At 40.9% G+C, this 15,813-nt stretch carries 18 protein-coding genes, 4 tRNA genes and 1 pseudogene; 15 read left to right on the top strand and 8 right to left on the bottom strand.

The window, feature by feature from the left end:
- Positions 1 to 10: 10 nt before the first annotated feature.
- Genes cysW through QI30_RS08770 form a run of 3 tightly spaced genes read right to left on the bottom strand, consistent with a single transcriptional unit; the run spans position 11 to position 2,771 of the window.
- Complete coding sequence (gene cysW, locus QI30_RS08780) at positions 11 to 871, bottom strand: sulfate ABC transporter permease subunit CysW (protein WP_020189781.1); 861 nt, start codon at positions 869 to 871, stop codon at positions 11 to 13.
- A gap of 15 nt (positions 872 to 886) precedes the next feature.
- Positions 887 to 1,735: a sulfate ABC transporter permease subunit CysT gene (cysT, locus tag QI30_RS08775; protein ID WP_020189782.1), complete on the bottom strand. Its 849-nt coding sequence runs from the start codon at positions 1,733 to 1,735 to the stop codon at positions 887 to 889.
- 13 nt (positions 1,736 to 1,748) lie between these two features.
- Entirely contained in the window at positions 1,749 to 2,771 is a 1,023-nt protein-coding gene (locus QI30_RS08770; RefSeq protein WP_126990545.1) for a sulfate ABC transporter substrate-binding protein, read from the bottom strand.
- Between the two features lie 347 nt (positions 2,772 to 3,118).
- Between QI30_RS08770 and QI30_RS08765 the strand changes: the two genes are divergently transcribed.
- The 5 genes from QI30_RS08765 (at position 3,119) to QI30_RS08745 (ending at position 7,030) form a co-directional block, all read left to right on the top strand.
- Entirely contained in the window at positions 3,119 to 3,823 is a 705-nt protein-coding gene (locus QI30_RS08765) for a phosphoadenylyl-sulfate reductase (protein ID WP_020189784.1), read from the top strand.
- A gap of 36 nt (positions 3,824 to 3,859) precedes the next feature.
- Entirely contained in the window at positions 3,860 to 5,002 is a 1,143-nt protein-coding gene (gene sat, locus QI30_RS08760; protein WP_020189785.1) for a sulfate adenylyltransferase, read from the top strand.
- Positions 5,002 to 5,586, top strand: a complete 585-nt coding sequence (gene cysC / locus QI30_RS08755; protein WP_126990544.1) for an adenylyl-sulfate kinase — start codon at positions 5,002 to 5,004, stop codon at positions 5,584 to 5,586. Before sat ends, cysC begins: the two co-directional genes overlap by 1 nt.
- Positions 5,587 to 5,714: 128 nt before the next feature.
- Positions 5,715 to 6,158 carry a MarR family winged helix-turn-helix transcriptional regulator gene (locus QI30_RS08750; protein WP_126990543.1) on the top strand — a complete coding sequence of 148 codons (444 nt, stop codon included), beginning with the start codon at positions 5,715 to 5,717 and terminating at the stop codon, positions 6,156 to 6,158.
- A 290-nt stretch (positions 6,159 to 6,448) separates the two neighbouring features.
- Positions 6,449 to 7,030, top strand: coding sequence for a TetR/AcrR family transcriptional regulator (locus tag QI30_RS08745; RefSeq protein WP_126990542.1), 582 nt, complete (start codon positions 6,449 to 6,451; stop codon positions 7,028 to 7,030).
- A 46-nt stretch (positions 7,031 to 7,076) separates the two neighbouring features.
- Here QI30_RS08745 and QI30_RS20435 read toward each other — a convergent pair whose 3' ends face one another.
- Positions 7,077 to 7,319, bottom strand: a complete 243-nt coding sequence (locus tag QI30_RS20435) for a TetR/AcrR family transcriptional regulator C-terminal domain-containing protein (RefSeq protein ID WP_158621015.1) — start codon at positions 7,317 to 7,319, stop codon at positions 7,077 to 7,079.
- Between the two features lie 3 nt (positions 7,320 to 7,322).
- Here QI30_RS20435 and QI30_RS20935 point away from each other — a divergent pair.
- A pseudogene (locus QI30_RS20935) lies at positions 7,323 to 7,475 on the top strand (SDR family oxidoreductase); the annotation flags it as partial.
- Between the two features lie 117 nt (positions 7,476 to 7,592).
- Complete coding sequence (locus QI30_RS08735; RefSeq protein WP_126990540.1) at positions 7,593 to 8,114, top strand: hypothetical protein; 522 nt, start codon at positions 7,593 to 7,595, stop codon at positions 8,112 to 8,114.
- Between the two features lie 154 nt (positions 8,115 to 8,268).
- Here the strand turns inward: QI30_RS08735 and QI30_RS08730 are convergent, their stop codons facing one another.
- Complete coding sequence (locus QI30_RS08730) at positions 8,269 to 9,045, bottom strand: exonuclease domain-containing protein (protein ID WP_126990539.1); 777 nt, start codon at positions 9,043 to 9,045, stop codon at positions 8,269 to 8,271.
- Positions 9,046 to 9,184: 139 nt separating this feature from the next.
- Here QI30_RS08730 and QI30_RS08725 point away from each other — a divergent pair, with 139 nt between their 5' ends.
- From QI30_RS08725 to QI30_RS08695, 7 genes are all read left to right on the top strand, one after another.
- On the top strand, positions 9,185 to 9,694 hold the full coding sequence (locus QI30_RS08725) for a ferritin (protein ID WP_020189793.1): 510 nt from the start codon (positions 9,185 to 9,187) through the stop codon (positions 9,692 to 9,694).
- A 107-nt stretch (positions 9,695 to 9,801) separates the two neighbouring features.
- Positions 9,802 to 11,184, top strand: coding sequence for a YfcC family protein (locus QI30_RS08720; protein ID WP_020189794.1), 1,383 nt, complete (start codon positions 9,802 to 9,804; stop codon positions 11,182 to 11,184).
- 15 nt (positions 11,185 to 11,199) lie between these two features.
- Positions 11,200 to 12,354, top strand: a complete 1,155-nt coding sequence (locus QI30_RS08715; protein WP_126990538.1) for a M20 metallopeptidase family protein — start codon at positions 11,200 to 11,202, stop codon at positions 12,352 to 12,354.
- Between the two features lie 218 nt (positions 12,355 to 12,572).
- Positions 12,573 to 12,647: transfer RNA gene (locus tag QI30_RS08710), tRNA-Gly, on the top strand.
- A gap of 5 nt (positions 12,648 to 12,652) precedes the next feature.
- Positions 12,653 to 12,728: transfer RNA gene (locus tag QI30_RS08705), tRNA-Ala, on the top strand.
- A gap of 22 nt (positions 12,729 to 12,750) precedes the next feature.
- Positions 12,751 to 12,843: transfer RNA gene (locus tag QI30_RS08700), tRNA-Ser, on the top strand.
- Positions 12,844 to 12,853: 10 nt separating this feature from the next.
- Positions 12,854 to 12,926, top strand: a tRNA-Phe gene (locus QI30_RS08695).
- A 77-nt stretch (positions 12,927 to 13,003) separates the two neighbouring features.
- On the opposite strand, the gene QI30_RS08690 is transcribed toward QI30_RS08695, so the two are convergent.
- The 3 genes from QI30_RS08690 to QI30_RS08680 all read right to left on the bottom strand — a co-directional run bounded on the left by QI30_RS08690 (position 13,004) and on the right by QI30_RS08680 (position 14,894).
- Complete coding sequence (locus tag QI30_RS08690; protein ID WP_020189796.1) at positions 13,004 to 13,357, bottom strand: hypothetical protein; 354 nt, start codon at positions 13,355 to 13,357, stop codon at positions 13,004 to 13,006.
- 443 nt (positions 13,358 to 13,800) lie between these two features.
- Positions 13,801 to 14,019 (bottom strand): DUF3006 domain-containing protein, encoded by a 219-nt coding sequence (locus tag QI30_RS08685; protein WP_020189797.1) that lies wholly within the window; start codon positions 14,017 to 14,019, stop codon positions 13,801 to 13,803.
- Positions 14,019 to 14,894, bottom strand: a complete 876-nt coding sequence (locus QI30_RS08680) for a ComEC/Rec2 family competence protein (RefSeq protein ID WP_126990537.1) — start codon at positions 14,892 to 14,894, stop codon at positions 14,019 to 14,021. Before QI30_RS08680 ends, QI30_RS08685 begins: the two co-directional genes overlap by 1 nt.
- 93 nt (positions 14,895 to 14,987) lie before the next feature.
- On the opposite strand from QI30_RS08680, the gene QI30_RS08675 reads away from it, so the two are divergent.
- Positions 14,988 to 15,764 (top strand): SMI1/KNR4 family protein, encoded by a 777-nt coding sequence (locus QI30_RS08675; RefSeq protein ID WP_126990536.1) that lies wholly within the window; start codon positions 14,988 to 14,990, stop codon positions 15,762 to 15,764.
- Positions 15,765 to 15,813: the final 49 nt, after the last annotated feature.

The raw sequence follows: 15,813 nt of genomic DNA, 5'->3' as shown, positions 1-15,813 counted from the left end.
AAGTTCCCCCTTAGCGATGTGCCGTTTTCCATTCGATGATGTTTTTAATAATGATCGTTAAAATCGCCAGTAGCGACATTAACGATGCAACCGCAAAGGCTGCAGTAAATTGATATTCATTGTAAAGTACTTCAATATGTAGTGGCATCGTATTTGTTAAGCCACGTACATGACCGGATACGACTGATACCGCACCGAATTCGCCCATGACGCGGGCATTACATAAAATAACACCGTATAAAAGTCCCCATTTAATATTGGGCAGTGTGACATGCCAAAAGGTTTGGAAGCCGTTTGCGCCAAGTGATACACTCGCTTCCTCTTCTTGTGTGCCTTGTGCTTGCATAAGTGGAATAAGCTCGCGAGCTACAAATGGTACCGTCACAAAGAGGGAGGCTAGTAAAATCCCTGGTAGCGCAAAGACAATCGGGAAGTCGTGATTTAAAAACCATTCGCCAAATAGGCCCTGTGCACCGAATACTAAAATAAAAACAAGACCGGCGATAACCGGCGATACGGCAAATGGTAAATCGATAATTGTAATAAGCAGGTTCCGTCCCTTGAAGTTAAACTTCGTAATACACCAAGCGGCGATAATACCAAAAAGCGTATTCAGTGGTACCGCAATAACCGCTACTAATAACGTTAATTGGATGGCGCTAAGTGCATCCGATTCTGTAATCGAGGCGACGTAAACATCGAGCCCTTTGCGTAATGCCGAAATAAAAATAACTGCTAGCGGCATAACGAGAAAAATAAATAAAAACAATAGTGAAAGCGTCGTAAGCGCAATGCGAACGATACGCGGTTCTTTAAGTGATGTCGGGTCGGCTTTAACCGATTGTTTGGATGAATCCAGTGAAATAACCATTGGTGCTTCAACTCCTTACACAGTATATTTACGGCTAACGAGCCATTGAATCGTATTCATGACTAGTAAAATAACGAATGATGCGACAAGCATGACAACGGCGATTGCTGTGGCGCCTGCATAATCATATTGTTCAAGCTTCGTCATAATCATCAGCGGGGTAATCTCGGTTTTCATTGGCATATTACCGGCAATGAAAACGACCGAGCCGTATTCACCAAGTGCGCGCGAGAAGGCGAGTGTAAAGCCTGTTAAGATTGCTGGAATAAGCTCCGGAAAAATGACCTTTGTAAAGGTTTGTAGGCGATTGGCGCCAAGTGACGCGCTTGCTTCTTCCGATTCAGCCCCTACATTTTCAAGCACTGGCTGAACAGTACGCACAACAAATGGAAGTCCAATGAATGTTAGTGCCACGATAATGCCCAGTGGTGTAAAGGCGACCTGAAACGGTAGAAATTGACCAATCCAGCCATTTGGTGCATATAAAGCGGTTAAGGCGATACCGGCAACGGCTGTTGGCAGAGCGAATGGTAAATCGACAAGGCCATCAATCAATTTCTTACCGAAGAAGTCATAGCGCACAAGCACCCACGCAATCATCGTGCCGAAAATAACATTGATCATGGCGGCAATGAGGGCGGTGCCAAATGTTACTTTATACGAGGCAACGACGCGGGGGTCTGTAATGACGGCCCAGAAATCGGCCCATGATAACTGCATCGTATTCCAAACGAGTGTTGATAATGGTAGTAAAACTAAAATACTAATGTACAGTACGGTATAACCAAGCGTTAATTTGAAGCCCGGTAATACCGTTATTTTCTTACGCTTTGTCGGCGTCGTAGTATGCTGTGATAACGTCATGTAAAGTCACCTCTTAATTCGTCGTATAAATTTTATCGAATGTGCCACCGTCGCTAAAATGCTCGGCCTGCGCCTTGTTCCAGTCACCGAAGTCACGAATTGTTAGCATATCGATTTTAGGAAATTGCTTCTGATAGTCTTTTAAAATTTCTTTATCGCGCGGACGATAATAGTTTTCCGCTGCGATTTTTTGACCTTCTTTTGTATAAAGGAAGTCTAAATACGCCTCTGCAACTTTTTCAGTCCCTTTATGTTTGGCGTTTTTGTCGACAACCGCAACAGGAGGTTCCGCTAAAATACTCATTGACGGTGTAACGATTTCATAGTTATCATGACCAAGCTCATCTAATGATAGGTACGCTTCGTTTTCCCATGAAATTAATACATCACCAATGCCACGTTCCGTAAAGGTTGTCGTCGAGGCACGTGCACCTGAATCAAGCACCTGTACATTGCCATATAATTGTTTCATAAAATTCTCAATTTTCAGTTTATCATTATCGTATTTCTTCGCTGCATATCCCCATGCTGCTAAGTAATTCCAGCGCGCGCCTCCTGAAGTTTTTGGATTTGGTGTAATAACAGAGACATCCGATTTCACTAAATCATCCCAGTCTTGAATGTTTTTCGGGTTGCCTTTGCGTACGAGAAAAACGATTGTTGATGTATAAGGCGAAGAATGATCGGCGTATTCATCGGCCCAGCCCTTATCGATTAAATGACGATTTTTGGCAACTTCATCAATATCATAGGCGAGTGCGAGTGTGACGACATCCGCAGGTAAGCCATCGATAACGGCTCGTCCTTGTTTGCCAGAACCACCATGGGATTGTTGGATTTTCACATTTTGTCCTGTTTCTTGTTTCCATTCTTTTGCAAACGCCGTATTAATATCTTCGTAAAGCTCACGTGTCGGGTCATAGGAAACATTTAATAGGTTGACCGTTTCAGCGTTTCCTTTACTATCGCTCGATGAACATCCACTGAGTAATAGTGATAACGAAAGCGCTGCTACGGTAACGGCACGTTTTTTCATCTCATTCACATCCTCTAAATATGTATAAAAGACAAAAGGCTACAAAGACGCAGTAGGACGTAGAAATACGTCGTTTGCGCCTTTGTAGCCTTCAGTCGTCTGATCAGCTCATGTACAAATGCTTTACTATACTTTAAGAGTTTATTTCCGATAAGTCAACTATGAATTAAAAACTTTTTTCTTAAATACAAGTTGACAACTCGGAAATGAATGGTTTATACTTTGAAACAATTCATCATGATGAACCGAATAGATACGCTGACCAGACAACTGGAGGCACTGCCAACGTCCATAATACATTTATGCGGCGATGCGGTGTCTTTTTTTATTAAATAGAGGTGAACGATATGTTAACGTTTAATACAATTCAAGATGCGACACTGCCTGATTTTGAAGTCGATGAGGTGTACAAGGGCGCATTAAATACGTTGAAATGGGCATACGACGAATATGGTGATGATATCGTCTATGGCTGCAGTTTCGGTATCGAGGGGATTGTACTGATCGATTTAATTTCGAAGGTCAAACCCGATGCAAAAATCGTCTTTTTAGATACGAATGTTCATTTTAAAGAAACGTATGACACAATTAATAAAGTAAAAGAGAAATATCCAGCACTGCAAATTGACATGAAGCAACCGAAGCTAACGCTTGAACAACAAGCGGAAGAGTATGGTGAAAACTTATGGGAGACTGACCCGAATCAGTGCTGCCAGCTGCGTAAGCTCGATTCATTGCATGAAGTATTATCGGCTTCTACAGCATGGATTTCAGGCCTGCGACGTGAGCAAGGCGGTGCGCGTGCGAAAACAAACTTCATTAATGAAGATAAAAAATTCGAATCGATTAAAGTATGCCCACTAATTCACTGGACGTGGAAGGATGTTTGGCGCTATGTGTCAAAATATGATCTTCCGTACAATGTCCTACATGATCAAGGATACCCAAGTATTGGCTGTGAGAAATGTACAAAACCAGCTTGGACTGCAGAGGATTTACGTGCCGGTAGATGGCAAGGACAAGGAAAAACAGAGTGTGGCTTGCACGGTTAATTATTTGATAATTCAGAAATAGGGAGAGAAAAAAACATGACAATTTCAGCACATGGCGGCACATTGGTGAACCGCTTCAACCCACAATATGATACATCGGCTTTAACAAAGGTCATTACAATCGATGAAATCGCACAAAGTGATTTAGAGTTAATCGGTATTGGTGGCTATAGCCCAATTACTGGCTTCTTTAATGAAGAAGATTATACAAGTGTTGTTGAAAAGATGCGTTTAGCAGATGGTACGGTTTGGTCGATTCCAATCGCATTACCTGTAGCAGAAGCGGAATTAAAAGACTTAACAATTGGTGATGAAGCAAAATTAGTACGTGACGGTGATGTATACGGTACGATTACGATTTCATCTATTTATACACCAGATAAACAAAAAGAAGCAGTGAATGTTTACCGTACAGACGATGAAGCACACCCAGGTGTTAAACAAATGCTAAATCGTCCGGATACATATGTTGGTGGTGAGATTGTATTAATTAAACACCAAGAACCAGAATTTGAGGCCTATACATTTACACCAGAAGAAACACGTGCGGCATTTGCAGCAAAAGGCTGGTCAACAGTTGTAGGCTTCCAAACACGTAACCCTGTTCACCGTGCGCATGAATACATTCAAAAGGCGGCACTTGAAACAATTGATGGATTATTCTTAAACCCATTAGTAGGGAAAACAAAATCAGATGATATTCCAGCGGATGTGCGTATGGAAAGCTATGAAGTATTATTGAAAAATTACTACCCTGAAAATCGCGTGCACTTAGGAATTTTCCCGGCAGCCATGCGCTATGCAGGACCACGTGAAGCAATTTTCCATGCATTAGTACGTAAAAACTATGGCTGTACACATTTTATCGTTGGACGAGATCATGCAGGTGTTGGTGATTACTACGGCACATACGATGCACAAGAAATCTTCAATGAATTCTCACCAGAAGAATTAGGAATTCAACCACTTAAATTTGAGCATAGCTTCTACTGCAACGCTTGTAGCGGTATGGCGACAACAAAAACATGCCCACACGGTAAGGAGGACCATATTATTCTTTCAGGTACAAAAGTGCGTGAAATGCTACGTTCAGGTCAAGTACCGCCAAAAGAATTCAGCCGTAAAGAGGTTGTTGAAATTTTAATCAAAGGTATGAAACAAGTAGAGGTGAATGCATAATGGTAGAAAATATTGTCTGGCATCAAGCCTCTGTAACAAAGCAAGAACGTGAACAACAATCTGGTCAAAAAAGCGTTATCGTTTGGTTTACAGGTCTTTCAGCATCTGGTAAATCAACTTTGGCCAATGCTTTCAACCGCGCATTATTTGAACGTAATAAACAAGCCTATGTACTAGATGGAGATAATATTCGCCATGGCCTAAACAACGATCTTGGCTTTGATGAGGATAGCCGTAAGGAAAACATTCGTCGTATCGGAGAGGTCGCAAAATTATTCGTTGATAGCGGTCAAATTGTTTTAACAGCGTTTATTTCACCTTACCGTGCAGATCGTCAAATCGTCCGTGAATTAGTGGAAGAGGGCGAATTTATTGAAGCGTATGTAAAAGCCTCTGTCGAAGCGTGCTCAGAGCGAGATCCAAAAGGCTTATATGAAAAAGCAAAACGTGGTGAAATTCCGAACTTCACAGGTGTCTCAGCACCCTATGAAGAGCCAGAAAATGCGGAAATTATCTTAGATACAGAACGTTATTCAATTGAAGAATGCGTTGAACAATTATTAGCAAAATTAAACATTGCTTAATCCTGAAAGAAGCCTTGCGAAAGTGGGCTTTTTTTATTTGTGAGGCAAGTACATTGACTTTTGGTAGTGAATTTGATAAAATATCTTTAAATTAAGATATATATTTCAAAGATACAGGGGGACTTACAATGTCAGAAGTAGCGTTAAAGTCATTAACAGTCTTACTACATTCATCACAATCAATTGAAGAAGTGCTTCGTAAGGATATGCAAAAATACGGCTTAAATATGACGGAATTTGCGGTACTTGAGCTTTTATATCATAAGGGCGATCAACCGATTCAAAAAATTGGTGAGAAGATTTTGATTACGAGTGGTAGTATCACATATGTAGTGGATAAATTAGAGAAAAAAGGTTTTGCACAGCGCCTTGCCTGTCCGAGCGATCGTCGTGTAACATTTGCCTCGATTACGGAAAAAGGTCAAACATTTATGGATGATATTTTCCCGCAACACGAGAAAAAAGTAGCTGAGATTTTCTCTGTATTAGATGATACACAACAACAGCAATTCATTGAAATGGCAAAATTAGTTGGGCTTCATGCGAAAAATAGCTTACACGTAAAAGCTTAAAAGCAGTTGATTATCGCCCAAATAAAAAGCAGAAATTCGCAGTAATATGCAATTTCTGCTTTTTTATATGGAGTTTAATGTAATTTTTTACCATTTGTCTATTAACATAGATATAAAAAAATAAAATAAAAAGATAAGAGAATTTTTTTAATGTGTGAAATAGGTAACGTTAGTTAAGGAAATTTATAAATTTAAAAAAAACTAGGCTTATTTAAATAGAAATAGTAAAAAATAAAGATTTAAATCCGATAGTAACGATATGAACTTATTATTTTAGAAGGAGGGGCAGGATGAAAAATAGTGCAGTCCTACACACTTCGACAAAAGCAGTGATTCAGCACGCTTTATTAGAGCTGTTAAAAGAGAAAGATTTTGCAAAAATTTCTGTGGCAGAAATTGCAAAAAAAGCTGATATTAATCGTGGCACTTTTTATTTGCATTATAAGGATAAAGATGAGTTATTTGAGGCTGTGCAATCCGCTATTTTAATGGACTTAGAACAATATGTATTACGTACAAAAATTGAATTTTCACTCGAATCACCAAAGCGATATGAGCTTTTGCAATATACGGGTAACCTTTTTACATATATTGAACAGCACATGACGGTATTTCAAACGTTGTTGTTGAATCCAAGTAGTATTTCATTTAGTAATAAGTTGAGTCATTTAATTAAACAATGGTTTATTTATGGAGAATGCCCACATCCGTGGATTTCTTTGCGTGAAAATATTCCAAATAATTATTTGGCGACAATGGCTGCAACTTCACTTGTCTCCTGTTTAGTTGAATGGCTAGCATGCGAAACGCGTGAAACACCTGATAAAATAGCTTCCTTCTATGTAGAAATAGCGACTGCGAATCGAAATTAAAAAAACTGGCTACTTTACAAGATGTGCAATGTAAAGAGGTCGGTTTTTACGTATTTAAGAGCATGATTTTTTTGAGCTGTGTATTGAGATGTGCTACATCGTCTTTAAAATCATTAAAAATCCATGTACGAGCCATGCCTAAAATCGCACCGGCTTGATAGCCAGCAAATAACGCAAGGGCAATCGTTTGATTGGTATCTTTCCGATAGAATAAATCGGTGTAAAATAGTTCATGCAGTTTATCATAAATGCACTTTTGAAGATGTGCGTTCGCATCATAATTTCGCAAGCAGGTATGGTTCGTCAACAAACAGGACAAGGTACAATGCCACGTGTTGGGGAGCCAGAAGAAATTGCACAACTTGCATTATTTTTAGCTTCTGATGAAGCAAGTTTTGTGACAGGTCAAGTAATCGAAGCGGATGCGGGCTGGGGAGCTTACTAGGCTTTAGTGTAAGAGGGGGTAGCGCATATCGTGCCATCCACTTTTTTTGTACATTGTTTTTAGATGCAATTACTCACAACTTTCTCTTATACTTAAAGAGATATAAGGAGTGTTTGCATGAAAAAATGGATAGTAGCAACGACTGCGTTGGCAGTGATGTTGTCAGGCTGTACGACAAATAAGGTCACTGAGCCCGTCGAAGTGCATAAAGGCTTAACAGGTGTCACAATTTTAATGGAGCCTGATTATATGGGGACAGTAGATGAGGCACTAGCAACAGACATCGAGACAACGGATACCCATGTTACATATAAACTGTCACACGCAAATTACCGAGAAGCAATGGCGGCAATTGAATCGCAAGTACAGCAAAGCTTAACATCGATTCAACTGCAATATCCCGCCTTTACCGAGATTTTAGTGAATCGTTCGCATACGATTGTCGATGTGAAGGTTGATTTTTCACAATATGATGAAGGGCTAGAGACCGCATTATTAGCTTTGGCCTCATCGCTTATGTATTACCAAGTATATGATGGGCATTCGCAAGAGGATTTTGATGCGGTCATGAATATTTATGATGCCGCTACAAATGAGTTAATCGAAACGTATGATTTGCCGGAAGATTTATATAAGTAACCGATGCGCATCATAAAGAGGCTGGGACATATGTATAAAAACAACCGTTCCTATGAGCATAAGAAAAACCGGAATCGCGCTATAGTGCGGTTCCGGTTTTTCGTTGCGAACGCTAAAAAAGGAACATGACGTGTTTTGTCCCAGCCTCTTTATTTTATAGAAAATCTTTAAATTGTTGTTCTGTAATAATACGAAGTGTTTGTCCCTGTGCGATTAATTGCTTAGCACGTCGCCATTTTGTGCTTTCTTGACCGGTGCGCTCATGTCGTTCAAGGCTGCTCGCGCTAATAACGAGTAGCGTCGTATGCTTTGTTATCGTATTGCTAAACATTGCCCCTTGTTGTCGAATCAAGCGTGCGGCAGTTGAACGCGTCATACCTTCTAAGCCGCCTGTGAAAACAATCGTTTCTCCTGCAAGCAACTGTACTGAGCTTACTGCGCTCGGTGCAGTCAGCACTAGATCTGTCGCAGTCCACTGCATCGCACAAAGAATCGTTGCAAGCATTTCTCCCTCTGTTGGCGCGAGTGTTGGTGCTACTTGGAGCACGATATGCGGCAGTGAAGGGGTAATATGTGGCCACTCGGTTTTCGCACGTTGCAATAAGCTTAAAAAGTTCACATTTGGTACGAGCTTGCCCTGTGCGGCATACACGTCACGTAGCACTTGCTCCTCGTAAGGTGCATAGTAGGCGACTACTGTCTCATTTGTCAGCCACTGTGTTAAAATAGGTTCAAATGTTTTAAATGTCGGCGCTTGTTTAACATCCTCTGCGCGAATACCATGCAGGCTCGTGAAAAAAGGATCGAATTCTTCGGCGTAAATATACGTGTCGAGTGTATCGATTATTTGGCCTTGCTGGATTTTTGCTAAGCTAATATGGCACACACTATCTGGCCAATGATTGGCGGTGTGTATTGCTAACGTAATCATAAAAATCTCCTTTAATTTCACCATGTACTTTTAGTATAGCAGAAGCTAGAACATGAAAAATCTATTTATTTGAAAACCTGCATGATTTCAAATAAATGGGGTATAATGGGAACAGAGACATAGAAGAGGAGGTATTTCAATGTTATCAGAAAAATTACATCAAGCATTAAATGACCAATTAAATTTTGAATTTTATTCAGCACATGCGTACCTTGCAATGGCCGCATATTGCACAGATGAAAACTACGACGGTTTTGCAAACTTCTACTTAATCCAAGCAGAAGAAGAGCGCTTCCACGCAATGAAGTTTTATAACTTCTTAAGCGATATGGGCTACCGCGTAACAATCCAACCATTCCCAGAAGTGAAAAATGATTTTACATCATTACTTGATACATTTAAAACAGCATTAAAACATGAAAAAGAAGTAACAAAACGTATTTATGAACTATCAGATATTGCCTTAGACGAGCGCGAGCATGCGACAATGGCATTCTTAAAATGGTTTATCGACGAACAAGTAGAAGAAGAAGCAACATTCGACAACTTGATCGCGAAATTAGAACGTATCCGCAAAGATTCAAATGCGGTTATCATGCTAGATGATGAGCTTGCAAAACGCTCATTTGACGCATCTGCAGAAGCATAAGAATGAATCGGAGAGGCTAGACGAGGACACCGTCTAGCCTCTTCTTTTTTTATCGATTTAATTGGTAAAATATAGGGTATATGTACAATTAAAGAGAGGATGAGGCGATGAAAAAACAAAAAAGCACGTTGAACCCATTTGTGTTAATGGTGGCGATTATTTTTATTATGGCTGCTTTAACGTACATAATGCCTGCAGGGGAATATGAGCGCATCGAAGAAAATGGTCGTACGCTCGTCAACCCGGAGAGTTACCAAACGGTTGATAAGCATCCAACCGATGCACTGGGCCTTATTTCGAGCTTTCATTTAGGGCTTGTAAAAGGCGCAGAAATTATTTTATTTGTATTTTTATTTGGTGGAGCACTTGGCATGATGAAAAAATCAGGCGCGATTGATGCTTTTATCCATAAGGTAGCATCAAAGTTTGGAAAGCGCGAAATGATTTTAGTGCCACTGCTTGTTCTCGTCTTTGCGATTTTAGGGTCATTAATTGGCGCGGCAGAGGATGCTCTTGTGTATATTGCCATTGTCGTTCCACTGATGATTACGCTTCGGATGGATGCGTTGACGGGCTTTGCGACCGTCATGCTTGGTGTCATGGCGACAGGTTTTGCATCGGGTATTACAAATCCATTTAATACCGCAATTGCGCAAACGATTGCTGAATTACCAATGTATTCAGGGATGTGGCTACGCATTATTACGTTTATTGTTTTCTATGTCATTACAGTAGGCTATATTGTGTGGCATGCGCGAAAAGTGAAAAAAAATCCGGAACTCGGGGAGTACGGTAAGTTCGGGCGTGAGGAACATTTTGAAGTGGATTTGGCTTATAAAATGAATCCGCGCCACTTGATTGCGTTACTCATTTTATTAGCGAATTTTATGTTATTAATATATGGCGTGATGAAGTATCAATGGTATATTAGCGTCATTGGCGGGCTATTTTTAGTGACAGCGATTATGATGTGCGCGATTTGTTCGGTGAAAGTGTCAGATATGGGGGATAGCTTTGTAGACGGGGCGAAAGATATGGTCAGTGGGGCGCTTATTATCGGTTTCGCGCAGGCCATTCTCGTTATTTCAGAAGATGCACGTATTATTGATCCGATTCTTCATTTTATCGTTGGCCTAATTGGCAATTTACCTGCGTCGATTAATGCAGTAGGGATGCTCTTTATTCAAATGGTCATGAATTTCCTCGTACCATCAGGTAGTGGACAAGCAGCGTTAACGATGCCCATTATGGCACCACTAGCAGATATGATTGGTGTGACGAGACAAACGTCGGTGCTGGCCTTCCAGTTAGGGGATGGTATTTCGAATATGATTTTCCCGACGAGTGGTGTGCTGATGGCAGGACTTGCGATTGCGGGTATTCCGTATACAAAATGGCTGAAATGGATTTGGCCGTACTGCATCATGATGACGATTGCGTCGATTATTTTATTATTAATTGCACAATGGACAAATTATGGTCCGTTTTAAAGGAGCGTTTACAGCATGAAGGATTTACAAAAACAACTCATCATTTGGCGACGTCATTTACATCAATACCCGGAGCTGTCGTATCATGAAGTTGAAACGGCTGCCTATGTAGAGAAACAGTTACAAACAATGCCGAATTTACACCTTTCAAAACTTACAGAAACGAGTGTACTAGCCGTACTAAAAGGCACTAAGCCAGGAAAAACAATTGCGCTTCGTGCAGATATGGATGCGCTACCGATTCAAGAAGAAACGGATTTACCGTTTCAATCAAAACATGCTGGTGTCATGCATTCCTGTGGCCATGATGCGCATACGGCGATGCTACTCGGCGCCGCACGTGAACTTAGTGCCCGTGGAACGGATTTTGCGGGTGAAATTCGTTTTATATTTCAGCACGGCGAGGAGGTTGCACCAGGTGGCGCGGTTGATTTAGTCGCAAAAGGCATTATGAATGATGTCGATTATATTTTCGCGCTCCATGTCCATCCAGATTATGAAACGGGGCAAATTGCACTTCGCTCAGGGAAAATGAATGCGGCAGGGGATGATTTTCAAATTACGGTACGTGGGAAAGGTGGTCATGCATCCGAGCCATATAAAGCCATTGATCCGCTTATTATCGGTACAGAAATTGTAGCGGCCTTACAGACAATTGTATCGCGTAAAATGCCCACATTCGATACACCGGTATTGTCTGTGACAATGTTTCACTGTGGTAGTGCACCGAATATTATTGATGACCAAGCGAAAATCGGCGGTACCATTCGCTCGCATAATGAACGCGTACGTGTGGCGTCGCGCGAGCAATTAGAGAAAATCGTCCATAATGTGTGCCTGATGCACGGTGCAACCGCAAGTGTTGACTGGGATTTAGGCTGTTCGGCTGTCATTAATGATGAGGAAGCAACGGCGTACGCTGAGCAGGCGGCCATTGCGGTCGTCGGTGAAATGCGTACTGTGCCAATACCAGAGCCGTTATTTATTGCCGAGGATTTTTCAGCTTATACAGAGGTTGTCCCTGGCGCCATGCAATTATTAGGCGTGTATAATAAGGCACTTGGTGACCCGTATCCACTCCACCATGCGAAGTTTCGACTAGACGAGCGCGCATTAATTAATGGCAGTCGTTATTTTATACAGCTAGCAGAGGATTTATGCCCGACCTAACGATAGGAGAATGGAACAAAACACGTCCTGTTGCTTTTTTAGGGTTCGTAACGAAAAACCGGAAACGCACCTAGTGCGATTCCGGTTTTTCTTATGCTCATAGGAGCGGTTATTTTTACACGCATGTCCCCGTCTCTTTTTTTGAAAAAAATAACGAAAAAATATTGACGCTAATAATATGCTGTGATAATATAATAGTCGTAAACAACATACGGTATGCGGAAGTAGTTCAGTGGTAGAACATCACCTTGCCAAGGTGGGGGTCGCGAGTTCGAACCTCGTCTTCCGCTCCAATTATGGGGCCTTAGCTCAGCTGGGAGAGCGCCTGCCTTGCACGCAGGAGGTCAGCGGTTCGATCCCGCTAGGCTCCACCATTTTTATTTTTATATAATTTCTGGAGGTATACCCAAGTCCGGCTGAAGGGATTGGTCTTGAAAACCAACAGGCGGGTTAAACCGCGCGGGGGTTCGAATCCCTCTACCTCCTCCATTTTCATAACGGGTTTGTAGCTCAGTTGGTAGAGCATTAGATTGAAGCTCTAAGTGTCGGCGGTTCGATTCCGTCCAAACCCATATTAAACGTCTACGTCATGAACGTAGGCGTTTTTTTATGCGTTCAAAATAAAAGCCCATCTATATTTTAGATGGGATCAAAGATTGAATAAATGTTTTGGTTTATCAAATAGCAGTGAGGTATAGTCAATAACATCAACTAAAGCCGTTTCCATCACTGCTTCTATAAATGAATGAAGCCGATTGATGTGTTTGTGTGCATGGCCTTGCATGAAATCCTCAAGTGTTCGAATTGTCGAGCAAATAGCACTAGCTACAATATCATAATCGATATCAGAATAATAAAGATAAGTGCGATAAATAGTTTGAATTTCTTCACGATCTTGTTTATAAACTTCTGTGAAAAAGGCTGTGTCGACAATCCTTAAATAATCTTGGAATAATTTAAGTAATGGGTAGTTATGTGAGACATAAACAGAAAATTGGTTCAATGATAAGGAACCCCTCGCTTCCAGGTATAATTCGTTTCAAGAAATAATTTACAATTTTTTTACGGTAGCGTAAATAGTGAAGAAATCCTTTTTATTCCATTGGATTATTTAGGTAGATGCGATAGAAAGTATAGTCGCATAAAAAATGAAGTGTGACTTCCTGAAATGTAAAATGGCACAAAAAAATCTGTGTGACTAGGTCTATATAAATAAAAAAATCGTTATTTAAAACAACTTGATTTTCTTTATTCATAAATTGTTTCAAAATCCTTATTTAGAAAATAAAAGAATAAACCAATTTATTTATGTTTTTTATTATAAAGTAAATAGAAAATAACATACTTTTATTCTATATTTAAATCCTTTTACTTATCTATCGTGATGAAATGTCCCGTTTTAGAGAAAAATAAAAAGAGAATGGGAATTTCCCATTCTCTGTGTTGTTACTCTTCAAATAAATCATCTGCAAGTTCATCGATTTCTTCTTGTAGTGTTTGGGTGCGCGCCTCATCTATCGTAATCGTTCCATCTTCCGCAATATCGATTGCTTGGCCGACTTCGATTTCATCGGGACATTGTGAACGCGGAATGTCCTGTGTAGTACCATCTTCTAATTCAATGACAACGAGACAAAGTTCAAAACGGTCAACAATGGCCTTCATTAGCGCTCCTCCTCAACTGAAATGGTCTGTCCATCGGATGTAAAGACGATAGAACCATGCTGATCTGTACGTAAAATGTTAGCGCCAGTCGCTTTTAAACGCTTCAGTGCATCGGCTGTTGGGTGATTGTAGCGATTCCCTTCACCGACACTAATGACTGCATATTCAGGCTGTAACGCAGCTAAGTAGTCGGTATTCGATGCTTCACTTGCACCGTGGTGACTCACTTTTAATACATCAATCGGCTCTAATACGCCTGCTGCTAGCATATCTTTTTCAGCAGGCGTTTCAGCGTCACCTGTTAATAAAAATTTCTTTTGTCCATGCGTAAGTTCAAGGACGGCACTCCAGTCGTTTAAATCGGCTTTTGAGTAATCCTTTGTTGGCCCAATAAAGGTCATCGTTACACCTTCAGCCACCGACGGAATATCGACGCCTTGCTTGGCTACTTTAATCGATAGCTTTTGCTTTTTCACCGCCTGTAAAAATTCCTTGTAGGCTTGTGTTGTATGCGTCACACGCGGTGCATAGACGGTCTTCACCGGGAAATGATTGATGACATCGGCTAAGCCGCCTACATGGTCAGCATCGGGGTGAGTAGAGATGACAGCATCAAGCGCTTTGACATCATGCTGTTCTAAATAATTAATCACCGTTTTCCCTTGACCCTTATTGCCAGAATCGATGACGATGTTTTCTTTCCCCGTATCGATCCAAATGGCATCGCCCTGTCCGACATCGATAATATGTACGCGAATATCACCATCTGTTTGCACCTTTTTATTCGGTGAAGGGGCCTCATCTGCTTGCTCGATTACAACGGCGGCAATGATACAAATAATAATAGCGAGAACAATAATCCCTATTTTTTTCATACGAACCCTCCTTTTGTAAATAATGTACCATAATAAAGGATTATTTGCTGATGAAAGGGAATAAGAAGAGTAAAGAATGAAGGGGTGGAATAGATGACAATTTGGCATGAACAAGAACAAACACCAGGCGCGACATATACAGAAATTGTCGCTGTAGAGCGCGGATTAGGCGTGAAGCTACCGAAAAGTTATGTAGCACAATTAAAAGTACATAACGGAGGGACGCTACGCTATACGAGCTATAATAATGAACAATTAGCAGAGCCGTTATTAATTGAATATATGTATGGCACAACGGGTTCACCGTCGTTAAAAGACACACCAGAGTTAATCAAGGAATACAATTTAGAAGAAAATATCGTCATTTTTGCTGGAGATGGTCAGGAATGGTTTGCCTTTGATTATCGTCAGAGCGCTACAGAGCCGGCTGTACTAGTTTTTACTGCGGATGAAGATGTTATTGAACTTGCGCCGTCATTTGATGCCTTTATTACAGGCCTTGGCTATGACGGGGAGCAATTTATGGAAGATGATGAGGGCGATGATGAAGCGGACTCAGAGATGGCGATTTACGATATTAAGGAACAGCTAAATAACGCGGAATCACCAGATGAGTTACGTGAAGCATTAGAAGCGGCAACGCATTATATGCAGGAAAATCCAGATGAAGAGGCAGATGTGTATTTCGTCGGTGAATTATTGGATGTAGCACGCTACCCAAGTGAAGAGGCACATCAATTTGTGCCACATTATTTAAAATTATGGGAGCGTCAAACAATTATTACTGCTGCGCAAGCTAAAAAATGCATCGAACGCTTGCAACAAGAGGAACGCTGGAGTGAAAATATGCAACAAATTTATGACGCATAACAAAAGAGGCTAGAGCATATATGTGAGCATAAGAAAACCCGGAATCGTA

This window comes from Candidatus Kurthia intestinigallinarum (assembly GCF_003991225.1).
GTDB classification, from domain to species: Bacteria; Bacillota; Bacilli; order Bacillales_A; family Planococcaceae; genus Kurthia; species Kurthia populi.
Note: the sequence above shows the minus strand (reverse complement) of the source record. Positions and strands in the feature narration are given on the sequence as shown.

Coding starts and splice junctions, on each gene's coding strand:
- cysT (WP_020189782.1), bottom strand. CDS start 1,735: ATGACGTTATCACAGCATACTACGACGCCGACAAAGCGTAAGAAAATA.
- QI30_RS08750 (WP_126990543.1), top strand. CDS start 5,715: ATGTCAGAAGTAGCGTTAAAGTCATTAACAGTCTTACTACATTCATCA.
- QI30_RS08735 (WP_126990540.1), top strand. CDS start 7,593: ATGAAAAAATGGATAGTAGCAACGACTGCGTTGGCAGTGATGTTGTCA.
- sat (WP_020189785.1), top strand. CDS start 3,860: ATGACAATTTCAGCACATGGCGGCACATTGGTGAACCGCTTCAACCCA.
- cysW (WP_020189781.1), bottom strand. CDS start 871: ATGGTTATTTCACTGGATTCATCCAAACAATCGGTTAAAGCCGACCCG.
- QI30_RS08720 (WP_020189794.1), top strand. CDS start 9,802: ATGAAAAAACAAAAAAGCACGTTGAACCCATTTGTGTTAATGGTGGCG.
- QI30_RS08725 (WP_020189793.1), top strand. CDS start 9,185: ATGTTATCAGAAAAATTACATCAAGCATTAAATGACCAATTAAATTTT.
- QI30_RS08715 (WP_126990538.1), top strand. CDS start 11,200: ATGAAGGATTTACAAAAACAACTCATCATTTGGCGACGTCATTTACAT.
- QI30_RS08730 (WP_126990539.1), bottom strand. CDS start 9,045: ATGATTACGTTAGCAATACACACCGCCAATCATTGGCCAGATAGTGTG.
- QI30_RS08770 (WP_126990545.1), bottom strand. CDS start 2,771: ATGAAAAAACGTGCCGTTACCGTAGCAGCGCTTTCGTTATCACTATTA.
- QI30_RS08685 (WP_020189797.1), bottom strand. CDS start 14,019: ATGAAGGCCATTGTTGACCGTTTTGAACTTTGTCTCGTTGTCATTGAA.
- QI30_RS08680 (WP_126990537.1), bottom strand. CDS start 14,894: ATGAAAAAAATAGGGATTATTGTTCTCGCTATTATTATTTGTATCATT.
- cysC (WP_126990544.1), top strand. CDS start 5,002: ATGGTAGAAAATATTGTCTGGCATCAAGCCTCTGTAACAAAGCAAGAA.
- QI30_RS08675 (WP_126990536.1), top strand. CDS start 14,988: ATGACAATTTGGCATGAACAAGAACAAACACCAGGCGCGACATATACA.
- QI30_RS08765 (WP_020189784.1), top strand. CDS start 3,119: ATGTTAACGTTTAATACAATTCAAGATGCGACACTGCCTGATTTTGAA.
- QI30_RS08745 (WP_126990542.1), top strand. CDS start 6,449: ATGAAAAATAGTGCAGTCCTACACACTTCGACAAAAGCAGTGATTCAG.